The sequence below is a fragment of the Pseudodesulfovibrio sediminis genome (assembly GCF_020886695.1).
GTDB lineage: Bacteria > Desulfobacterota > Desulfovibrionia > Desulfovibrionales > Desulfovibrionaceae > Pseudodesulfovibrio > Pseudodesulfovibrio sediminis.
This window is the reverse complement of the sequence record NZ_AP024485.1, coordinates 2,571,142-2,594,915: the sequence shown is the minus strand read 5'-3', so window position 1 is coordinate 2,594,915 and position 23,774 is coordinate 2,571,142. Positions and strand designations below refer to the sequence as shown.

17 protein-coding genes are annotated in these 23,774 nt (G+C 56.7%); 9 read left to right on the top strand and 8 right to left on the bottom strand.

Annotation, left to right across the window (positions count from 1 at the left end):
* The first annotated feature begins 37 nt into the window (after nt 1-37).
* Nucleotides 38-835, top strand: coding sequence for a substrate-binding periplasmic protein (locus SRBAKS_RS12400; RefSeq protein WP_229591211.1), 798 nt, complete (start codon nt 38-40; stop codon nt 833-835).
* Entirely contained in the window at nt 828-1,436 is a 609-nt protein-coding gene (locus SRBAKS_RS12395) for a class I SAM-dependent methyltransferase (protein WP_229591210.1), read from the top strand. The genes SRBAKS_RS12400 and SRBAKS_RS12395 overlap by 8 nt, the downstream gene beginning before the upstream one ends.
* Nucleotides 1,437-1,492: 56 nt before the next feature.
* On the opposite strand, the gene SRBAKS_RS12390 is transcribed toward SRBAKS_RS12395, so the two are convergent.
* Entirely contained in the window at nt 1,493-2,221 is a 729-nt protein-coding gene (locus SRBAKS_RS12390) for a TerC family protein (protein ID WP_229591209.1), read from the bottom strand.
* Nucleotides 2,222-2,444: 223 nt separating this feature from the next.
* Between SRBAKS_RS12390 and selD the strand changes: the two genes are divergently transcribed.
* Complete coding sequence (selD, locus tag SRBAKS_RS12385) at nt 2,445-3,494, top strand: selenide, water dikinase SelD (protein ID WP_229591208.1); 1,050 nt, start codon at nt 2,445-2,447, stop codon at nt 3,492-3,494.
* Between the two features lie 7 nt (nt 3,495-3,501).
* Here the strand turns inward: selD and SRBAKS_RS12380 are convergent, their stop codons facing one another.
* A complete protein-coding gene (locus SRBAKS_RS12380; RefSeq protein ID WP_229591207.1) occupies nt 3,502-6,528 on the bottom strand; it encodes a PAS domain-containing hybrid sensor histidine kinase/response regulator in 3,027 nt (1,008 codons plus the stop codon).
* A gap of 326 nt (nt 6,529-6,854) precedes the next feature.
* On the opposite strand from SRBAKS_RS12380, the gene rocD reads away from it, so the two are divergent.
* Nucleotides 6,855-8,054, top strand: coding sequence for an ornithine--oxo-acid transaminase (gene rocD / locus SRBAKS_RS12375; protein ID WP_229591206.1), 1,200 nt, complete (start codon nt 6,855-6,857; stop codon nt 8,052-8,054).
* An 85-nt stretch (nt 8,055-8,139) separates the two neighbouring features.
* On the opposite strand, the gene SRBAKS_RS12370 is transcribed toward rocD, so the two are convergent.
* Together SRBAKS_RS12370 and eno are read right to left on the bottom strand one after the other, a co-directional pair.
* A complete protein-coding gene (locus SRBAKS_RS12370) occupies nt 8,140-8,550 on the bottom strand; it encodes a hypothetical protein (RefSeq protein WP_229591205.1) in 411 nt (136 codons plus the stop codon).
* A 67-nt stretch (nt 8,551-8,617) separates the two neighbouring features.
* Entirely contained in the window at nt 8,618-9,907 is a 1,290-nt protein-coding gene (eno, locus tag SRBAKS_RS12365; protein WP_229591204.1) for a phosphopyruvate hydratase, read from the bottom strand.
* A gap of 328 nt (nt 9,908-10,235) precedes the next feature.
* On the opposite strand from eno, the gene SRBAKS_RS12360 reads away from it, so the two are divergent.
* Nucleotides 10,236-12,182 (top strand): methyl-accepting chemotaxis protein, encoded by a 1,947-nt coding sequence (locus SRBAKS_RS12360; protein WP_229591203.1) that lies wholly within the window; start codon nt 10,236-10,238, stop codon nt 12,180-12,182.
* A 78-nt stretch (nt 12,183-12,260) separates the two neighbouring features.
* Here the strand turns inward: SRBAKS_RS12360 and SRBAKS_RS12355 are convergent, their stop codons facing one another.
* Together SRBAKS_RS12355 and SRBAKS_RS12350 are read right to left on the bottom strand one after the other, a co-directional pair.
* The gene (locus SRBAKS_RS12355) at nt 12,261-13,031 is read right to left on the bottom strand and encodes a type III pantothenate kinase (protein ID WP_229591202.1); all 771 of its coding nucleotides are present in this window, start codon (nt 13,029-13,031) and stop codon (nt 12,261-12,263) included.
* 99 nt (nt 13,032-13,130) lie between these two features.
* Complete coding sequence (locus SRBAKS_RS12350; protein WP_229591201.1) at nt 13,131-15,281, bottom strand: methyl-accepting chemotaxis protein; 2,151 nt, start codon at nt 15,279-15,281, stop codon at nt 13,131-13,133.
* A 206-nt stretch (nt 15,282-15,487) separates the two neighbouring features.
* On the opposite strand from SRBAKS_RS12350, the gene SRBAKS_RS12345 reads away from it, so the two are divergent.
* The 4 genes from SRBAKS_RS12345 (at nt 15,488) to SRBAKS_RS12330 (ending at nt 21,285) form a co-directional block, all read left to right on the top strand.
* Nucleotides 15,488-16,531, top strand: a complete 1,044-nt coding sequence (locus SRBAKS_RS12345; protein ID WP_229591200.1) for a hypothetical protein — start codon at nt 15,488-15,490, stop codon at nt 16,529-16,531.
* A 3-nt stretch (nt 16,532-16,534) separates the two neighbouring features.
* Nucleotides 16,535-19,045 carry a multiheme c-type cytochrome gene (locus SRBAKS_RS12340; protein ID WP_229591199.1) on the top strand — a complete coding sequence of 837 codons (2,511 nt, stop codon included), beginning with the start codon at nt 16,535-16,537 and terminating at the stop codon, nt 19,043-19,045.
* A 358-nt stretch (nt 19,046-19,403) separates the two neighbouring features.
* The gene (gene folD, locus SRBAKS_RS12335) at nt 19,404-20,261 is read left to right on the top strand and encodes a bifunctional methylenetetrahydrofolate dehydrogenase/methenyltetrahydrofolate cyclohydrolase FolD (protein WP_229591198.1); all 858 of its coding nucleotides are present in this window, start codon (nt 19,404-19,406) and stop codon (nt 20,259-20,261) included.
* A gap of 169 nt (nt 20,262-20,430) precedes the next feature.
* Nucleotides 20,431-21,285, top strand: a complete 855-nt coding sequence (locus tag SRBAKS_RS12330) for a hypothetical protein (RefSeq protein ID WP_229591197.1) — start codon at nt 20,431-20,433, stop codon at nt 21,283-21,285.
* Between the two features lie 145 nt (nt 21,286-21,430).
* On the opposite strand, the gene SRBAKS_RS12325 is transcribed toward SRBAKS_RS12330, so the two are convergent.
* Together SRBAKS_RS12325 and SRBAKS_RS12320 are read right to left on the bottom strand one after the other, a co-directional pair.
* The gene (locus SRBAKS_RS12325) at nt 21,431-22,204 is read right to left on the bottom strand and encodes a substrate-binding periplasmic protein (RefSeq protein WP_229591196.1); all 774 of its coding nucleotides are present in this window, start codon (nt 22,202-22,204) and stop codon (nt 21,431-21,433) included.
* A gap of 193 nt (nt 22,205-22,397) precedes the next feature.
* Entirely contained in the window at nt 22,398-23,732 is a 1,335-nt protein-coding gene (locus tag SRBAKS_RS12320; protein WP_229591195.1) for an HD domain-containing protein, read from the bottom strand.
* Between the last annotated feature and the right edge of the window lie 42 nt (nt 23,733-23,774).

Here is a 23,774-nt window from a genome sequence, read left to right as displayed (position 1 = left end):
TGTTGCCATCTTTCGGTAATTGCCCGATATTGGAAATGTGAAAAAACACTGCCTTGCACACTTCATATTACTGCCGCTGATCGTCCTGTTGACCGTCCCCTGGGTGACCCCAACCATGGCCTCCGGCTACCCTGAATGGCAACCGCCCAAGGCGGTCATCTTTGGCATGCCCTATCTCGGCCAGGCCGTAAAAAAGGGCGGCACCGGGCTGGTCTCAAGCATCCTCAAAGCCGTGTTCGATGGAGCAGGATATGCCTTCCAGCACAAGGACCTGCCGTACAAACGGGCGCTGAAAAACCTCAGGGCAGGCACCATTGACTGCACACTGGACATCAAGGACAAACAGAAAGGTGTTGCCCAGGCTGCCAAGATGCTGGTCGCCTATGATCTGGCCGTGGCCTATCTGCGAACCAGAGGTTTCAAGGACATCAAGGAGCTGGATGGACAACGGGTGGCGTATCTTCATGGCTTCGACATTCAGTCGGTCCTGCCCGTACAGGTCAAACCGCAGTTGTCGTATGACCTGAGTTCCGCCTTCCACATGCTTGATCGCGGTCATGTGACGTACATCATCGATGACGAACAGTTGCTCAAGGACGCGCTCTATGAGTCCAAACTTCCGACCAGTGCGTTCATGATCACCAAGATCAGGAGCATGGAGGTTCACCCCATCTTCACTGACAATGAAAAAGGCCGCAAACTGCGCGATGTCTATGACAGACGCATGCGGGAAATGACCGTCTCCGGTGAACTGGAAGACATACTGAAAGCCAACGGGATGTCTGATGCAGACATCAAAATAATCCTGGATGCCAACAAGTCGCGCAATGGATGAATACAGCCGGTATGCACGCCTCTATGATTTTCTCATCACCCCGGCCATGCGCCCAATGCACGGACACATGCACGCCCTGCTCACAGAGCACAGGTGTACTACCATAGCGGAGCTCTGTTGCGGGACCGGAGCCATGGCCGGTCAACTCGATCAGGCGGGCATGACGGTCATCGGCGTGGACAGTTCAGCGGCCATGCTGAGAGTGGCCCGAAAAAAACGGCCGTCCGTGCACTTCATACAGGCGAACGCCTCGACCCTTCCCCTGCCGGACCGACAGTTTGATGCGGCAACCATCAGCTTTGCCCTGCATGAAAAACCGCAGCCCACAGCCCATGCGATCCTGACCGAAGCACGGCGCATTGTCAGGCCCGACGGCATGATTCTGGTGACGGATTACAGGTTACCGAAACACGGCAGCGGCGCATGGGCCGGACGATGTATCGCCACCATCGAACGCATCGCCGGGAAAGAGCATCACGCGCATTTTTCCCGGTACATGGCCGGTGGCGGCACAGACACGTTTCTCAAACAGGCGGGGTTGGACGCGCAGTGCACCGAGACATTCATGTCCGGGTGGGCAGGCGTCTATCTGGCCCGATAGCGACAGCCCTCTTCTCCACCGGCTGTGCCCTCATACTCAGGCGACTCCCTGCCACCTTAGCTGTTGGCGGCCCGCTCCCTGCGCTTTTTCATACGCAGATTCAGGAACTCCACAAAAAGCGAAAAGGCCATGGCAAAATAGATATAGCCCCGGTCGATATGCTTGTGCATGCCCTCGACCATGAGGAATATCCCGACCAGAAGCAGGAAGGAGAAGGCGAGCATCTGCACCGTAGGATGGGCGGACACGAACTCGCTGACCGGACCGGCAAAGAGCAGCATGACCATCACCGCGATGACAATGGCGGCGATCATGACCTCAATGTGTTTTGCCATGCCCACGGCAGTGATGACGGAATCCAGGGAAAACACGAGATCCAGCAGCATGATCTGGACAATGGCCCCGAAATATGAATATCCGGCGCGCACCGCGCTTTCATCACGTCCCGGTCCTTCCAGTTTGTCATGAATCTCGTGGGTGGCTTTGGCCAGCAGAAAGAGTCCTCCGATAAGCAGAACCAGATCCCGCCCTGAAACCACATGATCGAAGAGCGTGAAGAGCGGCGCGGTCAGCCCCATGATGGCGGATATGGCCAGCAGGAGCCCGATGCGCGTGAGCATGGCCAGCCCGATGCCGAACCTGCGGGCTGTGGCCCGGGACGCCTCGGGCAGCTTGTTGGTGACCACCACGACAAAGACGATATTGTCAATGCCAAGGACGATTTCCAGCCCTGCCAACGTGATGAGGGCAATAAGATTTTCCAGTGTCCACAATCCTTCCAACATAACGGCTCCTCACAAGGGATTCTTTGACGGTGCAGGGACTATAGGGGATGACTCCCCTGAATGGAAGGGGAAGAAAGACGGCGAACCTTCATTTTCTTTCGCTTGGAAAGAGCCAGCATCAACACCAAAGGCAATCATACCAACCGACTCTGGTACAACAAAGCCAAAGAGCATCTTTGCAATTCATCGACTCTCTGGTAGGAGATATAACCAAGGAGACTACATGCAGAAGTACAAGCTTGTCAGCATGGTCAAAGCGGCCGGTTGAGCCGCTAAGATCGCTCCAGAGGATCTGGAGAAAGCACTTTCCGGGCTTACAGCCCACAATGACAGCCGCGTGTTGACCGGAGGCCCCGGCGACAACGAGGACGCTGCCATTGTGTCTTTTCCTGCGGGCAAGGCGCTGGTGCAGACTCTGGATTTCTTCACTCCTATCGTCAATGATCCCTATAAGTTCGGACGTATCGGCGCGGCCAACGCCCTGTCCGATGTCTATGCCATGGGCGGCGAGCCGTGGACGGCCATGAACATCGTCTGCTTCCCGGCCAAGAGCCTGCCCATGGAGGTCTTGTCCGAAATCCTGCGGGGCGCTGGCGACACCGTGGCCGAGGCGGGCGCCATCCCGGCCGGCGGGCATAGTGTGGAAGATGATGAATTGAAATTCGGCCTGTCCGTATCCGGCATCGTGGACCCGGACCGCTTTGCCTCCAACAGAGGCGTACAGCCCGGCGACGAGCTGGTCCTGACCAAACCCATCGGCACCGGAGTGCTGGCCACGGCGGTCAAGGGAGAGATGCCCGGCCATGAAGCCATGGAGACTCTGCTCGCCGCTGTCTGCGGACGCCTGAACAAGACGGGCGGCGACATCATACGCGAGTTCGGCCTCAAAGGGGCGACGGACATCACGGGTTTCGGGCTGGGGGGACATATGCTGGAGCTGGCCCATGCCAGCGACGTGGTCATGGAGCTGCGCATGCAGAGCGTTCCCCTGCTTGAAGGCGCATTGGATCTGGCCTCCATGGGCATGCTCCCTGCCGGGTCCATCTGCAACCGCAACTACTATCGCCCCAGAGTCAACGAAGCGCCAGGGCTGGACCCCATCCACTTTGATCTCATGTTCGACGCCCAGACCTCGGGCGGCCTGATACTGGCCGTCCCGAAAGCGCAGCTTGTCCAGGTCATGGACAGGCTCGAAACAGCCGGAGACATGGCCGCGCACATAGGCACCGCCCACGCGCATGAGCCGGGCACCCCCCGCCTTTCCATCGTGTAAATGCGTATTATTTCGACTTGGGAACGACCCGGGTCATGACCCGCTCGATCTCGGCCCGCAATTCATTGAGTTCAAACGGCTTGGCCACATATCCGTCCATTCCCGCACCGATGTACCGCTCCTGATCGCCTTTCATGGCGTGGGCCGTAAGCGCCACAATGGGAAACGTCAATCCGAGATCCTGACGAATGATCCGGGTGGTCTCGACACCATCAAGACCGGGCATCTGAATGTCGGTAAGGAAAAGATCAAACGTTTCCGTTTGGAGCACTTCCACGGCCTCTTCTCCGCTAAACACACAACGAACCGAATGTCCGTTCTTTTCCAACAGCCGTTGGACAACGAGCTGGTTGACCCGTTCGTCCTCGGCAACAAGAATGGAATATGCCGCCTTGCGTTCCTTTGGAACGAGCTCCCGGACATGCATTTTCTGGTTCCGCAAATCCAGCTTGGCCTTGATGGTGAACGCTATGACAGTCCCTTTGCCCACCTCGGAACTGACGGAGATAGTGCCCCCCATAAGCAGGACCAGCCTGTGCACTATCCCGAGGCCGAGACCGGTTCCCTGATACTTGCGCGTGATGGACCCATCCGCCTGGGTAAACGGATCAAACACGTTATCAATCTTTTCCTCGGGAATGCCGATGCCCGTATCCTTAACCCTGAAAAAGATATGAGGGGCCTCATGGTCCAGGGTAGACTGAATGGGGTAGGCTTCAACGCAAATGGCCCCTTCTTCGGTGAATTTGGTCGCATTGCCCACCAGGTTGAACAGTATCTGTCTGAGCCGTCCCTTGTCCGCCATGAACTGGCGAGGCAGGGATTCATCAATGGCCCAGCTCACGTTTACCCCTCTCTTTTCTGCAGTGGGCTTGAAAATGGAGACAACGGAATCCAGTACGTCTCCCAATTCGAAATATTGTTCTTCCAGCTCCAGCTTGCCGGACTCCACCTTGGAAATATCCAATATGTCATTCAAAATCTGGAGCAGATTCCGCCCGGAACCAAGTGCTGTATTCAACGACTTGGACTGGTCATCATCAAGCGGAGAGAGCTGCAGCAACTGAAGCATGCCAAGCAGCCCGTTAAGCGGCGTTCGTATCTCGTGGCTCATGTTGGCCAGGAACTCATTCTTGGCCAGACTGGCGGCCTTGGTCTTGCCAATGGCGACCTGAAGTTCTTCGGCTATGGTCTTGAGCTCCGTGATGTCAGCCCCCATATGCATGTGCACGCGTTGCCCCTGCAACCACTCGATCGTCCGATCATGGTTGAGCGACCATATATTCAGCTTGGGGTTGTACTTTTCCGAGACTACGGTTTCCGAAGGGAGGCCGTCCTTGTCCAACAGTCTGGGCTTGGGACAGTCCTGACACCGGACATTCTGGTTGTAAAAAAGTGCATGACAGGTCAATCCATCCTGGTATGGGCCGAAGCGGGCATCCAGATGGGCGTTCATGAACAGAATTTCATTGGTTTCCAGATCAGACACGAAGATATCCGCATCAATGCCGTCAAGAATGGTAATCAGCCGTTGATGCGCCTGTTTCACATCCGTGATGTCGGCGACCATGGCGAATGCCCCCAGAACGCTCCCATCCTCGGCCGCCAGAGGGGTGGCCGAGACCAGCCCCCAGACCTCAACGCCATCCTTGCGCCGAAACTTGCAATCATACCGCGCGCGCTCGCCCAGCTTGCGCAGGGCCAGACGATTCTCGTTCTTCGTGTGCTCATCTATCGCGATATATTGGGTAAGAGGCTGTCCGATGATCTCCATGACATCGCACCCGATAAAATCCGCAAAAATGGCGTTGGCATAGGTGATGCGCTGATCGGCATCCATTCCGAGAATCCCCTCATTGGCGGTCTCGACGATGAGCTTGTATTTTTCCTGCGTCTTCTTTCGGGTCTCTTCGGCAAAGCGGACATCAGTGACATCCTTGGCAAACACTGCCAGGGAAGACACGACTCCCTCCTCGACCAAGGGATATACAGTGGCGGCAACAATCCTGCCGGAATGCACACTCTCGACCTCGATAGACTCCCCGGACTCCACGGCGTCATCAAATGCCTTCTGGATGATCTCCTGTAACTGTGGCTGAAAAAACGGATAGACAGACTGTCCTGACATGGCTTCCATCGACGTCCCCAGAAACTGCGCCATCTTCATATTGGCGACAAGCGTCGTTCCCTCCGTGCTGAACAGCCCCACCGCCTCGACCGGAGCATCGAGCAGAGCGCGCATGAACTGCTGGCTCTCCTTGAGCTTCTCCTCCATCCGCTTGCGGTCGGAGATATCACGGGTGGACCCGACAATGCCTATCCATACGCCGGACTCGTCCAGCATGGCTTTTGCCACGCTCTCCACCCAGATGGTGCCGCCATCCTTGCACCTGAGTTCGATTTCAAAACGATCAACAATCTCTGCCGCCCCGCGCGCTCGTGCGGCAAACCCCCGGGCAAGGGCGTCACTGACGACGCGGAAGGACGCATCGGTCATCGATTCCTTGAAAGACGAGCCAATAACTTCATCGGGAGTGAAACCACGAAGACGCTCGACCGAAGGGCTGATGTACGTATACATCATTGTCTGATCGACAGCCCAGATAACGTCCTCGGCATTGTCGGTCATGAACAGATACTGCAATCTGGAGCGGGTCGCCTGTTCTTCGGCAGCCCGCTGGCTGGTCATGTTCCTGACAACGCTCCACATGCCCAGGGCAACACCCTTCTCGTCCCGGTCCACCCAGAACTGGACCTTGAGCGGGATCTGGCGGCCCTCCCGGTGAATAAGCCGTTTCTCGTACTCGCCGGATCGGCAGTCGCTGTTCATGCAGGCCAGAATACGCTGCTTCTCCTCTTCCCGGTCAGACTGCGATGTGAAGTCGAGTATGGTCCGTCCTCGCATTTCGCTTTCGGAGAAACCGACTATGGAGCAAAAGGCAGGGTTGACCTTCAGAATCCTTCCCACGGTATCCGTATAGACAAGGCCATCGCCGATAGCCGTGTAGAGACCTTGAAAGCATTCGGAATTCATAACTATTTCTTCTTCATCCCGTGCAGGAGAAAGTTCCTCCGTACGAAGGGCCCGGGAATTTGGTTCGTCGTTCTTCATAGGCTTTGTATCCGGCTGCTCATATTCCAAAGGTCTCCTCGCCAGGAGTTATACGTTCTCTTATCATAAACACCAATTATTTTCAGCCTTCGCTTGAAGCCCTCCCCAATGGCAGGTAGTGTGGAAAGAAACCAGACACGGCACAGCGTAGCCCCCCATGGCCAAAAGCAACAAACATCTTGCAAAGGACTTTGCAGACGAAGCCCGCCCCTCAACAATTCGAACTCACCAGGTAACAAGGAGATAACATGAAGTCCGATCAGTATATTTTGCTCGAAGACGAATTCGGCGCACATAATTACAAGCCCCTCGATGTTGTCATAGAACGGGGCGAAGGCATTTGGGTCTGGGACGTGGACGGCAAGAAATATCTCGACTGCCTCTCCGCATACTCCGCCATCAATCAGGGGCACTGCAACAAGAAAATCATGGCCGCCATGGTCGAACAGGCCAAACGGCTCACCCTGACCTCGCGGGCGTTTCGCAACGATCAGCTCGGCCCGCTCTACAAGGAGCTGTGCGATCTGACCAATTCGCACAAGGTGCTACCCATGAACTCCGGGGCCGAGGCCGTGGAGACCGCCATCAAGGCCGTGCGCAAGTGGGGCTACCAGGTCAAGGGTGTCCCGGAGAACAAGGCCGAAATCATCGTCTGCCGCAACAACTTCCACGGCAGGACCATCTCCATCATTTCCTTCTCCACCGATCCGGTCTCCACCACGGGGTTCGGCCCGTTCACCCCTGGATTCAAGATCGTGGATTTCGGTGACACCGCCGCGCTTGAAGACGCCATCACCGACAACACCGTGGCCTTCATGGTCGAGCCGATCCAGGGCGAAGCCGGGGTCATCATCCCGCCCGAGGGCTATCTCCGGGAAGTCCGGCGTATCTGCACCGAAAAAGGCATCGTGCTCATCTTTGACGAAATACAAACCGGCCTGGGACGCACCGGCGCAATGCTGGCCGAAGAGCACGAAGGGGTCGAGGCGGACCTCACCCTCATAGGCAAGGCGCTGTCCGGTGGGTTCTACCCTGTCTCAGCCGTGCTCTCCAACACCGAAGTGCTCGGCGTGCTCAAGCCCGGCGAACACGGCTCCACCTTTGGCGGCAACCCGCTGGCCTGCGCCATTGCCCGCGCCGCCCTCAAGGTGCTCGTCGAGGACGGACTCATCGAAAATGCCAGGGAAATGGGGACCTATTTTTTGGAAGGCCTCAAGCAGATCGACAATCCGAAAATCAAGGAAGTGCGCGGTCGGGGCCTGCTCATCGGTCTCGAATTTCACGACACTGCCGGCGGCGCACGACAGTATTGCGAACAGCTCAAGGACGCCGGACTGCTCTGCAAGGAAACGCACCAGACCATCATCCGGTTCGCGCCCCCACTCGTGATCACCAAAGAAGAGATCGATTGGGCGCTCGAAAAAATCACCCCCATCCTGAGCCGGTAACGGCGGCAGAAACCGTCGACCGTCTTAAAAAGAAAGAGGCCGCCTCAAACGAGACGGCCTCTTCGTATTAGATTCAGTGTGGGCGCTACTGTTTCCTGATGTAGATCAGCTCGATGACCTTGGCGTCAGGACCGCTCTCCACATAGAAGACGGTCAGCTTTGTGCCGTCTTCGCTGAGGTCTCCGTGCATCACCCCATCGTCATGCTCGGCGATATATATTTCACCGTCAACAGCGATGCCACCGCAGAGTTTTTCGGAATACTGTTTGCCTTTCAGCGTCCATTCCTTGTAGCCGAGGAAGACCCTGCCCTCCTGTTTTTCGATCACCAGAGAGTTTTTTGCCTCCGGGTTGCTGTAGATACCTCTTTCCACTCCGGCAACCAGGGTGCCCTCGCAGTACCATGTCCCCTTCATGTCGGGGATGTCTCCGGCAAACGCGCTGGCGGCAATGAGCAAAAAGGCACACGTCAACAAAGAAAACAGCGTTCTTTTCATGGGTCCTCCTGAGGGTGTAAAAAAGCAGGTCGCCCCGAAATGGAGCGACCTGCATGTCTTTCTTTACCTAGTCTTCTTCAAAAAAACTACCGCCGAGGATGGGGCCGTAGTACACGCCATCATCGTCGAGGTCTTCTTCAATCCGCAGCAACTGGTTGTATTTCTCCAGACGGTCCGAACGGCAAAGGGAGCCGGTCTTGATCTGACCCGCGTTCACAGCCACCGAAAGGTCTGCGATGAAATGGTCGCCGGTCTCGCCGGAGCGATGGGACACGACGTTGGTGTATCCGGCGCATTTGGCCAGCTCAATGGTGTCCAGGGTCTCGGTGACGGTACCGATCTGGTTCAGTTTGATAAGAATCGAGTTGCAGATGCCCTTGTCGATACCCTCGGCAAGGATGTCGGGGTTGGTGACGAACAGGTCGTCGCCGACAAGCTGGATACGATCACCCATTTTTTCGGTCTGCAGCGCAAAACCATCCCAATCGGATTCGGCAAAACCGTCTTCGATGGAGATAAGCGGGAACTGGGTGGCCAGGTCGTCGTAGAAGTCGACCAGCTCTGCGGAAGTGAGGGTCTTGTTCTCGCCGGCCAAGACGTATTTGCCGTCCTTGTAGAATTCAGACGCGGCCGCATCAATGGCGAAACCGATGTCCTTGCCCGGTTCGTATCCGGCTGCTTCGCAGGCACGGGTGATATACTGAAAGGCTTCAGCGTGGGATTTGAGGTTGGGAGCAAAGCCGCCCTCGTCGCCCACGGAGGTGACGTGACCGTCCTTGTGCAGGATGGATTTCAGGTTGTGGAAGACCTCGGCACCCATGCGGAGCGCTTCGGCAAAGGTTTCCGCACCCACGGGCATGATCATGAACTCCTGGATGTCCAGGTTGTTGGGAGCGTGTTCGCCGCCGTTGATAATGTTCATGAGCGGGACGGGCAGCAGCTTGGCATTGGTACCGCCAAGATACTGATACAGAGGCAGCCCCATGAAACGGGCCCCTGCGCGGGCGCAGGCCATGGACACGCCAAGCAGGGCGTTGGCACCAAGACGGTCCTTGTTCTCGGTTCCGTCGAGATCGATGAGCGCGTTGTCGATGGTGACCTGACGCACGGCGTCCATGCCGATGAGAGCGCCGGCAATTTCACCACGCACGTTTTCAACGGCCTGCATGACGCCTTTACCCATGTAGCGGTCTTCCTTGTCACGCAGCTCCAGAGCCTCGCGAGACCCGGTGGACGCTCCGGACGGGACGGCTGCACGGCCGATGTCACCGGACTCCAGAATAACTTCGCACTCAATGGTAGGGTTGCCGCGGGAATCGAGGATTTCGCGGGCCCATACGCCAGTGATGATACTCATGATCGCATCTCCTTCTATGATTGATAAAATAGAATAAACTCGTTGATCGCCCGAATCCTAGACGAATTCCACACGATTCTCAATTGTATATATTCTGTGTGTCATTTATGCAGTTATTATTTTCATATAGCCATTCTTTTCCCCGAATTGATGAGTCAATCAACTAGTGTGCTATTGTACAAATAATTAAAATTTATATCTTACAACGGCTTATCATAAACACAGCAAATTTGGGTCTTTATTGTCAAAAAAAACGCTTGCAAATGTGTGGTCTTATTCATACGTGTTGCCCCGAGGCGGCAATGTTTAAAACAAGGCGAACGGAGAAATGAAGCTTTCAAACAAACTGACGGCTGGGTTTGGCGGAGTGGTCACTCTTTTACTAATACTGGTAGTCATGTCCTTATGGGCATTGCATACCTCAAGCGATGGATTCAAGCAGTACCGCAGTCTTGCAAGAGACACCATACTGAGCGGAAAACTGCAATCCGACATGCTCATGGTCCGAATGAATGTCAAGGAGTTCATTCTTTCCGGCAGCGAGCAGGCATCAAAAGAATATGATGCCTATTTCCAAGAAGTCACCAAATCAATGGCGCAGGCACAGGAGGAAATCAAGAATCCTGAACGGGCCAGACACATTGATGACGCGGACAATTCTGTACAAAAATACGGGAAATATTTTGACCAGTTAAAGGGGTATCGTGCCGATCGAGACAGAATCGTCATCCATATCCTGAATGTGCAAGGCCCTCTTATGGAGACCAAATTGTCTCAGATTCTACGCTCTGCGCAGGATGACGACGATATGGAGGCTGCGTATCGAAGCGGTCTGGCGCTGCATGACCTACTTCTCGCCCGTCTGAATGTTGTCAAATATTTTGATAACAATACTCAGGAGTTCGTGGACACGGTCAACAAGGAGTTGATGACTTTCACCAAGGAAATGAAAACACTGGACGCCAATCTCATTGATCCTGAGCGCCGCAAACTCCTGACTGAAACCCTTGAAATCAAAAAGACATATGCCATGGCGTTCAACGACCTGGTGGACATCACCAACAAGAGCGATGACATCATATCCAATCAGCTCTACACGCTGGGACCGGCGGTCGCCAAGGCCATGGAGAACATCAAAACCTCCGTGATCGCTGATCAGAGTATCCTTGGTCCGGAACTTCAGGCGTCCAACTCGCGGACAACCATGATGCTCATCATCCTGGGTGCCATCGCCACCATCCTCGGCCTGAGCACATCCGCACTGATCATCCGCACCACGGGCAAACAGCTGGGCAAGGACCCGGCTGAAATTGCTCATATCGCGGAGACCATCTCGCAGGGTAACCTTAATATGCACTATGAGGACAAGGCACTGGGCGTGTATGACAGCATGAAGCGCATGAGCAACCAGCTCAAGAATATTGTCACCGATGTCCGGGAAGGTGCCACCAATGTGGCCAGCGGCAGCTCTGAACTGTCGGCCTCTGCGCAGACGTTGTCCAGCGGTGCCACCGAACAGGCTTCGTCCATTCAGGAGATATCCTCCTCCATGGAACAGATGACCAGCAATATCCAGCAGAACACCGAAAACGCGACCACGACCGAAACGATCGCCACCCAGGCTGCCGAAGATGCAGACAAGAGCGGCACAGCGGTGAGCGAAGCGGTTACGGCCATGAAGAACATCGCGGAAAAGATCTCTATAATAGAAGACATCGCCCGCCAGACCAACCTGCTGGCGCTGAACGCGGCCATCGAGGCGGCGCGCGCCGGAGAGCACGGCAAGGGCTTTGCCGTAGTCGCAGCCGAAGTGCGCAAGCTGGCTGAGCACAGTGGGATGGCGGCAAGCGAAATATCCGAGCTTTCCACCACAACCGTGAACGTGGCCGAAAATGCCGGACAGATGCTCAACAATCTGGTGCCCAATATCCAGAAGACCGCGACGCTGGTGCAGGAAATCTCTGCGGCCAGCAGCGAACAGCAAGCCGGCGCCACCCAGATCAACACGGCCATTGCCCAGCTCGATGCCATCATCCAGCAGAATGCCTCCGCATCCGAAGAAATGGCGGCCACCAGTGAAGAGCTGTCGGCTCAAAGCTGCAACCTCGAAGCAGCCATCGCCTTCTTCAAAACCGGCAATGATCCGATCTGCACGGACAATGGCGTCGCATTGGCATCCATGCCGCAGAAAATGCTGATGACCGACCGCAAACCCATGTCGCTGCCACCGGCATCCAACAGCGGACAACGGGAAGACGACTTCGAACGGTTCTAGCGAGCGTAGAAAATGCAACAAGGCCCCCGCACTCGTGCATGAGTGCGGGGGCTTTTATACTGAAAATCGACAAAGGGCTCAGCGGTTGTAGTATGCCATCCACAGCCCTTCCATGACCAGGTCAGGACGTAGCTCGTCAATGGCCCCTGAGAGTTGGGCGATGTCGCGGGCCAAGCCGCCTGTCGCCACCACAAAAGGATCTTTGAGCTGGGCAGAGAGCTTGGTGACAAGACCGTCAATCATTGACGCGAACCCGAACAGGAAGCCTTGACTCAAGCACTCCTCAGTGGTTTTTCCCCATACAAGGGCATCACTGGCAACCGCAAGGTCCACTTTGGGGAGTTTGGCGGTACCGCTGGCAAGCGCTCCGGCAGAGGAGAGCACGCCGGGACAGATAAGCCCGCCCTTGAACGCGTTTTCCGCCACGCAGGCCAGGGTGGTGGCCGTACCGAAATCAATGACGATGAGGTTTTTCTCCTCATAGGTCATGCGGGCCGAATAGCACCCTACAAGTACGTCCGCACCCACCTTTTCCGGCCGGGTATATTCGTTGATCAGGTCTATGGGCAGATCGCGTGCCGCAAACAGCGTTTGGCAGTCAAAAAAACGTGAAGCCATGTGCGAGATCAACGGGTCCAGCGGCGGGACGACGCTTGAAATGACACACGCCTCAATGTCAGAGGGTGACACGTCCTCGCGCATGAGGATGGACTCAATCTTGAGGCCCCAGTCGTCACCGGTATTGGCCGGTCGGGTAGGCAGCGTGTAGGATTCGCCCAGCCCTTCTTCATCGGCCAGACAGATCTTGGTATTGGTATTACCCGCATCAAAAAGCAGTATGGTACCCATGCATGTTCTCCTTTCAGGAGGATATTTCCTCTTTTTTGGAGCAAAAGACAAGGCCCGCACCACGAGAAGGTGGCGCGGGCCTCGGGGGAGAGTCATTCCTTAGAAACGTTCGTAATCCGAATCGTCATCCGAATCCATCTCCAGAGCCACGCCGCTCCCAGCGGGAGCGGGGGCAGCCTGAGGCAGCGGCTTGGGCGGAGCCGGTTTGACGGTGGTGACCAGAGAAGCCTTGGGCGCGACGCCGCCTTCACTCAAACGGAAGAAGCCTATGGTCTCCTGCAACTGGGTTGCATGGGCAGCCAGCTCTTCCGAGGCGCCCGCCACATGCTCTGACTCAGAGGCGTTCTGCTGCACGACGTTGTCCAGCTCCCGAACGGCGGTCTTGATCTGTTCGGCCCCGGAACTCTGTTCGGAGCTTCCGGCAGCGATCTCCTGCACCAGCTCGGCTGTCCGGGTGATATCCGGCACCATCTTTTCCAACATCTTTCCGGCCTGCTCGGCGACACTGACACTGTGCGCCGACAGATCCTTGATCTCGGCAGCCGCGATACCGCTGCGTTCGGCCAGCTTGCGCACCTCGGAGGCGACCACGGCAAAACCCTTGCCATGCTCTCCGGCGCGCGCTGCCTCGATGGCCGCGTTCAGCGCCAGCAGATTGGTCTGGCGGGCGATCTCCTCGACAATGGCGATCTTGTCCGCAATCTGCCGCATGGCGACCACGGTCTTGTCCACGGACTCGCCGCCCTGCTTGGCGTCGTCGGCCGCCTCACGCGCGATGGATTCGGTCTGTCCGGCATTGTCCGTATTCAACTGGATGTTGGCGGTCATGGTTTCCATTGAAGCGGAGACTTCCTCCACGGCGCTGGCCTGATTGGACGCCCCCTCGGACAGGGCCATGGACGTCTGCGCCAACTCGGCACTGCCCTTGGTCACGCTATTGGTGGACTGCTGCACGCTGGAGACGACCTCACGCAGCCGATCACCCATGGAGTTCACGGCTTCACCCAGAACATCCATTTCATCGCGGAAACGACCGGTTTCCACAGGCAGTTCGCGCACGTTCAGATTACCGCTGTTGACGTCAACCATGACAGACACCGCATTGCCAATGGACCGGCTCACTTTCAGCGCGAACCAGTAGAATGTCAGGATACTGAGCACCAGCATGATCGAGCCGATACCCACCGTCCACCAACTGATGGCGGACAACGCGGCATCAGCGACATGCTTGCCTGCCATGAACTCCTGCACATACCCGTTACCGACAATAACCCAGCCCCACGGCTTGAAGCCGACTGCAGCGAGAATGGTTTCCGTGCCATCCAGCACGACCTTCTTTGTCACGGGCTTTCCGTCTGCGTCATTGGCCGCCTGTATAAGCGTCTTGTAAATATTTTCTCCATCATCTGCCGTGACACCCATCAGATTGGTACCTTCAAGGCCCGCGTCCTTGTGCAGCCTGACAACCCCGGCGCCATTGCCCGAACTGCCGAGAATGGAAAGAAAGCCGGTTTCGCCGACCACGACGGATTTCAGGCCGTCGCGCAACTGCTCAACGCCTTCCTGCAGGATGCCCACATACAGACAGCCAAGCACCTTGCCGTTGGCATCCTTAATGGGCCGATACTGTGTCAGGTACCAAGCGTTGACCACATAGGCGGTACCGTGAAAGGTCTCGCCGGATCTGATAGTCTGTGCGACGATACTGGAACTGGGGATATAGGTTCCCACAGCCCGGTTGCCGTCTGTCTTGAGGATATTCGTAGCCACTCGAAGCAGGTCGCCGGATTCGTTCATGGTCTGAAAGACCGTACAGGTGGCTCCGGTCAACCGCATGATTTCATCCACCAGAATAGTGGATTTGTCTGCGGCCGCATTCTGACCGAGCCACTGTCCGCCCAGAGTCATCTTGGACAGGCGGACAGGCGACCCGGCTTTGGAAATCTGATTGACCGCGGTCCACTCAGCCTGTTCATCGGACAAGGCCAGACCGCCATTGCGCTCCACGATATCAAGCAGCACACGCATGTCATTCTCAAGCTCATTGGAGAGCGCCGCGTGCTGTGTGACCAAAAGATTTCTGGCATCAACGACCGCCAGTTCGATTTCATGCTGTGACTGTTTGTCGAAATACAACGTGAGCCTTTCCCCCACGACAGCGCTCTGCCACAACATGATTCCTAAAATACACGAAACAGTCAGTCCGACCAGAACAGCACCGAGTGCTGTCATCTTTGGTCCCAGTTTCATTTCTCCCCCTTATAAATATGTTCAATTGGACAAGGGTACTTTTTCCAAATAACAAACATGCTACTTCAAGAGAAGGCAAAAAAATTTTAATTTTATCCCCCCCCGTTCCAAAGAAAACACAGTGTCGCAAGCGAAGAATGTCATTGTCTGTTGCGCACAGCACCGGTCATCACGTATACATATTCCGACCCATTCAAGGAGGAGAAATGGACCCTGCAACACTGATCCCGGTGGTTGAACCACTGCCCGTACACTGGGCCTGGTTCGATATCCTGCTCATCGTCACTTTCACAGCGCACCTGCTGTTCATGAATGCGCTGTTCGGCTCGGCCTTCATCGGCCTGGCCCGATCACTGCGCGGCAAACATGAGGTCATGAAACAGGTGGGCATGAAGCTGCCCCCGCTGCTCGCCCTGACCATCAACATGGGTGTGGCTCCGCTCCTCTTCCTGCAGGTCAACTACGGTCATTTCGACTATGTCAGTTCCGTGCTCATGGGCGGCTGGTGGTTCGCGGTGGTGGCTGTCTTGCTATACTCCTACTACGGATTCTACTATTTCAAGTTCAAATACGACGCCATGAACCCGGGCCTGCGCACTCTGCTCTACGCCTCTTCCCTGCTCGGCCTGCTGTATGTGGGATTCATGTTCACCAACAACATGACCCTCATGCTCAGACCCGAAGCCTGGACACAATATTTCGAAAGCAGTGACGGGTTCCTCAATTGGGGCGACCCGACGCTCTATCCCCGATTCCTGCACTTCATTGTCGGAGCAATCGCCCTGGGCGGCCTGTTCATCGCCCTGCTCGGTCAGGTGCGTGACAACACGGAATTCATCGACCTCGGCATGCGCTGGTTCACCCACGCCACCCTGACCAACCTGGCCGTGGGCGTGTGGTTCCTCATGACATTGCCAAGCGACATAATCCTCGCCTTCATGGGCAAGAACCTCCCGGCCACCCTGACTCTGGTGGCCTCCCTGGCCGCCATGGTGCCCCTGCTCATGGCAGGATTCAAAAAACAACCCCGGCAGGCCGCGGTCTGGGCAAGCCTCACGGTCTTCCTCATGGTCTGCTCGCGCCACTGGCTACGCACGCTGTCCATTCAGCCCTATTTCGACTTCTCCTCCATGCCCGTGACCAACCAGTACGGCTCCTTCTATCTCTTCCTCGGATTCCTTGTGGCTGGACTTATCGCCGTCGCGTACATGGTCAAACTCTATCTCAAAGCTCGCGGACGGGGGGTGTAGGTCATGGAATATCCCATCTGGCAACTCACCTCGCTGGCCGGCGGTTTCTGGATCGCGCTCATCGCCACGGTACATGTATACGTAGCCCACTTTGCCGTGGGCGGCGGACTCTTTCTGGTCCTGGCCGAAATGGCCGCGTATCGGACCAACAACATCCATCTCCTTGAATGGACCAAGAAACATTCACGGTTCTTCCTGCTCCTGACCATGGCCTTTGGCGGCGTTTCCGGCGTGGCCATCTGGTTCTGCATCGCGCTCATCGCGCCACAGGCGACCATCACGCTCATCCATCAGTTCGTGTTCGGGTGGGCAGCAGAGTGGGTCTGCTTCCTTGGCGAAATCGTCGCGCTCATTATCTATTATTATACCTGGAAGAACATGGACCGCCGGGACCACCTCAGGGTGGGCTGGCTCTATTTCATCTTCGGATGGTTCTCCCTGTTCCTGATCAACGGCATCATCGGGTTCATGCTCACCCCAGGCGACTGGGTGCAGACCAAGGACTTCTGGGACGGCTTCTTCAACCCGACCTTCTGGCCTTCACTGGTCTTCCGCACCTTCTTCTCGGCAGCGTGTGCCGGGCTGTTCGGCTTTGTGACCGCCACCCGTATCCAGGACGTGAAAACCCGCATGCTGGCCGTCCGCACCTGTTCGGTCTGGACCGTCCTCGGCGTGCTGGCCGTCATGCTCTCCGGCTGGTGGTATGTCGCGTCTCTGCCCTCAGCCCAATACGAGATGGTCGCCTTCAAATCCAACCGCGTTGCGCATTTCATGCAATACTTCTGGATATTTGGCACCGCCACGATGCTGGGAGGGCTGCTCCTCGCCATCAAGGCTCCGCGCCGCATCTCCTTTACCATGGCACTCGTGGTGCTCTTGATTGGGCAGGGCCTTTTCGGGTCCTTTGAATTCGTGCGCGAAGCCGGACGCAAGCCCTACCTCATCTGGGACACGGTCTACTCCACCCAGATTCTCAAGGCCCATGTGCCGGTCATCAATCAGAAGGGTGCCATCGCTTCAGCCAAATGGGCACCCCCTGAACTGGCTGGCGGCATCACCGACGCCAACCGGACAGTGGCAGGCGAATTCCTGTTCCAGCTCCAATGTGCGGCCTGCCATTCCATCCACGGCCCCATGAACGAGATAACCAAACGGACCGCCCAATACGATGTGGACGGCATGGACGCCTTCCTGTCCGGCATGGGCAAGATCAACAAATATATGCCGCCCTTTGTGGGTACAGCAGAAGAACGGCTCGTGCTGGCCCAGTACATTGCCGTGGACCTGAACGGCAAAACCCCGGTGGTCCGGGCCACACGGCCCGACCAGGTCGAGGCCACCCCCGAGCCGTTCAACACCGAGACTTCCGAGTATGTACTCACAGCCTGGTGCTCGCGCGGCATGGGCTTCTTTGCCCAGAACAACAAGTGGGTGCTCCTGCCACCCCAGAACACCATCCGCGCCCAGCTCGTCAGGCGTGACCCCAGCCCCGAGCGGGTGCTGGAGGACGTAGAGCTCACCTATTCCATTGAGCCTGATCAGGAATCCGATGCCCTGACTGGCACGCTTGAGCTGAACACGGAATTCGAACGATTCGAGGCCAGGGTCGCCATCCCGCCCTACGCGGAAGGCGTTTACAACCCGCTGCCCATCGTGACCATCACGGCCACGGATACGGACGGCACGGTACTGGCGACCACCAACATGGTCGCGCCCACATCCGATCAGATGGGCTGTCGCAACTGTCATGACGGCGAATGGGACAAGGCCGGATCGGGCATCAGCTCGGTCACTGCCGAAAACATTCTGGCCGCCCACGACCGCATCAATTCCACGACTCTGTCCCAGTCACAGGACGTGGTCGAGTGCACCACCTGCCACGACGACCCCCTGCAGGGAGTCGAAGGCAACAATAACAAGCCGAACCTGTCCGCTGCCATCCACGGCGTACACGCCATCTTCCTGGCCGGACGCGAGGCCGACCGGTCGTGCCTACAGTGCCACCCGGTCTCCACCCTGCGCGGCCAGCATGAAGACCTCGGCTTCGTGTGTACGGATTGCCATGGAGAGATCGAGGACCTCGCCATCTCGCTGCTCAAGGCCGAGCAGGAGGCGGAGGTTCCCGGCGCCGGACGCCTGCTTGCCCAGTTGACCCCGCGCACAGCCTCCAACAAGGAGGCGATCAACCCTCGCCAGCCGTGGATCAACCAACCGGACTGCCTGACCTGTCATGTCGGCTTTACCGCACCGGAAACAGACTCCGCGTTCAACACGTGGACGGAAGGAGCGGACACGCTCTTCGCCGCCCGCCGCGATGACATGGACGCCATGCACTGCGGCGCATGCCACGGCAGCCCGCACGCCATCTATCCGGCAACCATGCGCGACAACGTCATGCCGTTGCAGTACATGGACGAAGCACAGCCCATGGGCGCGCAGGGCAACTGCACAGTCTGCCACATAGAGCCAATGGACACCCCCATGCACCACGACAACATGGGATTGGAGAATTAAACACGACTTGCGATAGTGGTACTCCGTTGGAAGGTTCGATATCGCTCGCCTTTTGTAGCTGCACATTGCTCGCAAGCCTCACAGGAGTAAAAAGGGGATGGGTCTGTTCTGCAAGGAACTGGCCCATCCCTCTCTTTCCCAGACTCTTTTGAGGGCGCGTTCGCACGGTATTGCAGGATCAACGAGAGGTACTTCTTATCGAGTAGGCGTGATTTTATAACATCCTGTCGATTATGAAAGGTTGCATTATACGGCCTTTTTCTCTAGGTAGCGAGCAACGCCGACGAGGAAACCGGGGGGCGGTCATCTTCGTCGTTTCAAATCCCATGTCTATTTGAAGCCATCGGAGGCTGATACAATGATTCTTCTCGACGGAAAAGAAACGGCGGCCACTATTCGGGCCGAAATAAAAGAGGAAACAACCGGACTGGAGGCCAAGTACGGCCGCAAGCCTGGTCTGGCCGTTGTGCTGGTGGGTGAAGACCCGGCCAGTCAGGTCTATGTTCGCAACAAGGAACGCGCGTGCGAGGATTGTGGCATCAAATCCATCCCGCATCGTCTGGAAAATGCCAGCCAGCTCGAACTGGAAGGCTTGATCCACAAACTGAACAACGACGTGACCGTGGACGGCATCCTGGTGCAGCTTCCGCTGCCCGAAGGCCTCGACTCCCAGAAAATTCTCGATCTCATCGACCCGGACAAGGACGTGGATGGCTTCCACCCCGTCAACGTGGGCAAAATGTCCCTGGGCATCCCCGGTTTCAAACCGTGCACCCCGGCCGGTGTCATCAACCTGCTCAAGCGGTATGACCTGGACCCGGCCTGCAAGAAAGCCGTGGTCATCGGTCGCTCCAATATCGTGGGCAAGCCGCTGGCCATGATGCTCTCCCAAAGCGGTCCCTGCGCCAACGCCACCGTGACCCTGTGTCACTCCCGCACCGCCGATCTCAAGGCCGAATGCCTGGAAGCGGATTTCGTGTTCGCCGCCATCGGCGTACCCAACTTCGTCACCGCCGACATGGTCAAGGAAGGCGCGGTTGTGGTGGATGTCGGCATCAACCGCACCGATGAAGGGCTGGCCGGAGACTGCGATTTCGACGCACTCAAGGACAAAGTCCACGCCATCACCCCGGTTCCCGGCGGTGTCGGTCCCATGACCATCGCCCAGCTGATGGTCAACACACTCGAAGCCTTCAAGATGCATGTTGGGGCATAGACTCGACGTGCGATAAGCGACTACATCTGCGCAGTTGAAAAGGGTGTAGGGAACAAAAATACGTTTATGTAAGCGGGCCGGATAATCCGGCCCGCTTTTTTTACACTTTTCCTATAAAGAAACGCAACCAGCGTCCGATAATATATTCATGATCATCCAGGGCGCACATATGAACCATGCTTACATGCAGCAGTTGCAGACCAAGCAGAACCAGGGACAAAACCTTGGAGATGCCGCCGCATTGCTTGATGGCAAGCCGGGGCTGCGCCTGGGGCAGATGGCCACCATCAACCCGGCCAAGGATGGTCTCACTCCAGCAGCCACTGCACTTGCCAGTGCACCCGGTCAGGTTAAAAAAATAATCGACGACGCCTCGTCCCAGACTCTGGGACAGACTTTTGCCAATGAAATCATACGCCGCATGGGCGAAGAGCTCGGGGAAGACGGCCAGCCCAAGGATACCTCTGGGCTGAATGCGTCGCTGGCCTCCACCATGGACTGGATACGTGACAGGTTCGGCGATGATACCGCTGCCGCCGCCGCGGGCATGATCCTCCAGTCCACCTCGTCCGGGGTCAAGGAAGGCACCCTTGGAGAGGGACTGCTGAACACGCTCAAGTTCATTGACCGCAACTTCGGCATCTCGGCCGGTGACGCGGTCATGGCCGAGTTCAACTCCGGTATCAATCAGGAACTCAACAGCTATTTCGACAACGGCAAGAGTGAACTGTTCTTCGACGCCGGAGCGCAATCCGATGGCATGTCCGCAAGTCAGGACATCACGACCCGCTTCTTTGCCCAGGTTCAGGACGCATCTGCCGATGAAGCCGATTCCATCGACCTCACGGAGCAGCTGCTTGAAGACCTCAAGACCGAACTCGACAAGGTGGCCGAACTTCAGGACCTGACTTCCAAGCTCGAAGCCGAGTTCAACCCCACCAAGGCGACCACCGAAGCAGCCATGGCCGCCTACGGGGCCACGCCTCAATTCGCCGAGCCGCAGCTCGCCAGCATGACAGTGTAAGACACGACGTCAGCATTGCGGGTGCCCATCAAGGGCGGCCCACGCCCTCTTCAGATCATCCTTTTTCAGCAAGCACGCTTCAACGTTGTGCTAACGAACGTATTCAAGTGGATATGGAGTGTGAAAATGCAGCCTGTATGTACTGTCAGGGCAGCCACTTTTCGCGGATGCGCTGAAGGTCGCCCCGCTCTTCCAGCCGCGCAAAAGCCTGCTCCCATGCGCGAACCGTCTCAGGGGCCGTGTCCATTGAAAAGGCAATGTAGAGATCTCTGGCACCAAGCTCATAGACAGCCTCGACCAAATCAGGGTCCGTACCGGATTTGGCGAGATACGCTTTCAGGCCCAGGTCCGAATACAGGACAGCGTCGATGCGCCCACCCAGCAGTTTCACCACGCTGCGCTCCTGCCTGTCTGCGATATCCAGATTGTGAAACCCCTTTGCAGTCAGAAACTGTGCCCGGGCATCATCGCGGTAGACTCCAATGCGTTCAATGGATTTGGCATCTTCAAGGCTTGTGATGTGCAGGCCGCTATCTTTTCGGGCGTACAGCACCCAGTGGGTGGTAAACAACGGCCCGACCCATTTGAAGAGGCGTTCACGAGCCGGTGTCCGGGTAGTTGAAAACAAGGCAATATCCGGGGTCTTGTTCAACTCCTGATACCCACGCGCCCAGGGCATGACCTGAATCTCGGTGTGCGTGCCGAGCTCCCGCTGGATGGCCCGGACGACTTCTACCGCCAATCCGGCCAGGTTGCCGCGTTCGTCATAAAAGGCCGAGGGGGGAGCAATTTCGGTGATAACCTGTAGTTCCGATCCTTCCGCATGGGCCGCCGGGGCACCAGCAGAAACCCACGACACCAGAACAACCAGAATAATGGCTAAACGAAACGGCCAACGAATACGTGTCCCCTTATCCATATAAACAACCTTCCTGAATGCGCGCAAAAAATTCAACCACACACCTCTTTTTCGTTATCTTCGTTTAGCCAGGATTTGCCAAGCTGGTCAAGAACCGCTTCTTTTGCTGCGCCGCAGTCCGGCAGCCTACACCGGTTACTCAAAAAAAGGCCCTGGCTGTTTGTGCAGCCAGGGCCTTTTCTTGTGGATATGACTAGTACAGACGGTGCTCTTCCACATAGGCGAGCACAAATGCCTCGGCGTCCTCAACGGTCTGGACATCGTCGCGGACCTGGGCTGCGAGCAGCCGTTCGCGGATTTTGCCAATGGCCGGGCCGGGCTTGAGCTTGGACAATTCCATGATGCGGTTGCCGTCAAGGAAGGGTTCGATCTCCTCTTCCGGGATATCAGCGCGTTCAGCCATCTTGAGGTTGTGGTTGAACTCACGCCAGGAGCCGCCACGGGCCTTGATGTCCGCTTTGACCATTTCCATGATGCGCGGGTACTCGTCCAGGGAACGCAGACGGCGGATGCCCTTGTCCGTGAGCATGAACTGCGGGCGCATATGGTTCTGCACCAGATCGCAGATCAGGTCGATGTCCTGCTCCTCGAAACGAAGTCGCTTGAGGATCTTGCGGGCCACCTTGGCACCAACGCGGTGATGCTGAAGGAAATTCCACTTCTCGTCATAGTATTCTGCCGTATAAAGCTTGCCCACATCATGCAGCAGGCAGGCCACGGTGCCGAACCAGTCATACGGCAGCTCTTCCGGGTACGCCTTCATGACGTCCAAGGTGTGCTCAAGCACGGTTTCCTCGGTCCCTTCTTCCGGGTTCTTGATCTGAGTGACGCGGGACAGAGCCGCGATCTCGGGGATCAACCCGTGCAGGAGCATGGCGTCGAACAACAGGCGGAAAAACTTGTGCATGGCCTCGGCTTCGACCTTGCGCCACTCGTCCAGGAAATCGGCCATGGGGACATAGTCGAGCACCCGACGGACATTGCGCACAATGGCGGCCCAGGAGTTGGCTTCGATTTCCTTGTCGAAGTTGGCGGCAAAGCGCAGGGCGCGGTAGGCCAGCGAATAATCTTTCTTGAGTGCCTGATCCGGCACGCCCTTGAAACGAATCTGGCCCTCGGCAAAGTCCGCAAAGTCCGCGTACAGGTCCTTGGCCTTGGGAATGAACGGGCAGACCGAAGACAACGGGATATCGCCACGCTGCTCGAGTTTCTTGAGCAGACGGGGAGTCATCATGGCCACGGCTTCATCCGTGTAGGCCGCCTCTTCGGTGGATGCCGGGTAGAAGAAATACTGCACGCCTCCCTCGGTCAGGGAGCCGAGTATGCTCATGTCCTCAGACTCTTCAATATTGGGGAAATATTTCTGAAGCTCGTCAAAGGCAGCTTCGGTGCAGATATCGAGTTCTTTTTCGCTGCCTGTTTCGTCCAGGGTCAGGGCCTGAAGACGAACATTGATCACATACGCATCGTATCCGTTGCGCATGATCGTTTTACAAAAGCCGACAGCATCTTTGAAAGGCTGACTCATAAACTCCTCGTAGTGTTCTTGGTATCTTTTTAACGAACCCGT

Coding starts and splice junctions, on each gene's coding strand:
- SRBAKS_RS12345 (WP_229591200.1), top strand. CDS start 15,488: ATGGACCCTGCAACACTGATCCCGGTGGTTGAACCACTGCCCGTACAC.
- SRBAKS_RS12380 (WP_229591207.1), bottom strand. CDS start 6,528: ATGAATTCCGAATGCTTTCAAGGTCTCTACACGGCTATCGGCGATGGC.
- SRBAKS_RS12340 (WP_229591199.1), top strand. CDS start 16,535: ATGGAATATCCCATCTGGCAACTCACCTCGCTGGCCGGCGGTTTCTGG.
- eno (WP_229591204.1), bottom strand. CDS start 9,907: ATGAGTATCATCACTGGCGTATGGGCCCGCGAAATCCTCGATTCCCGC.
- rocD (WP_229591206.1), top strand. CDS start 6,855: ATGAAGTCCGATCAGTATATTTTGCTCGAAGACGAATTCGGCGCACAT.
- folD (WP_229591198.1), top strand. CDS start 19,404: ATGATTCTTCTCGACGGAAAAGAAACGGCGGCCACTATTCGGGCCGAA.
- SRBAKS_RS12390 (WP_229591209.1), bottom strand. CDS start 2,221: ATGTTGGAAGGATTGTGGACACTGGAAAATCTTATTGCCCTCATCACG.
- SRBAKS_RS12325 (WP_229591196.1), bottom strand. CDS start 22,204: ATGGATAAGGGGACACGTATTCGTTGGCCGTTTCGTTTAGCCATTATT.
- SRBAKS_RS12320 (WP_229591195.1), bottom strand. CDS start 23,732: ATGAGTCAGCCTTTCAAAGATGCTGTCGGCTTTTGTAAAACGATCATG.
- SRBAKS_RS12330 (WP_229591197.1), top strand. CDS start 20,431: ATGAACCATGCTTACATGCAGCAGTTGCAGACCAAGCAGAACCAGGGA.
- SRBAKS_RS12350 (WP_229591201.1), bottom strand. CDS start 15,281: ATGAAACTGGGACCAAAGATGACAGCACTCGGTGCTGTTCTGGTCGGA.
- SRBAKS_RS12395 (WP_229591210.1), top strand. CDS start 828: ATGGATGAATACAGCCGGTATGCACGCCTCTATGATTTTCTCATCACC.
- SRBAKS_RS12360 (WP_229591203.1), top strand. CDS start 10,236: ATGAAGCTTTCAAACAAACTGACGGCTGGGTTTGGCGGAGTGGTCACT.
- SRBAKS_RS12370 (WP_229591205.1), bottom strand. CDS start 8,550: ATGAAAAGAACGCTGTTTTCTTTGTTGACGTGTGCCTTTTTGCTCATT.
- SRBAKS_RS12355 (WP_229591202.1), bottom strand. CDS start 13,031: ATGGGTACCATACTGCTTTTTGATGCGGGTAATACCAATACCAAGATC.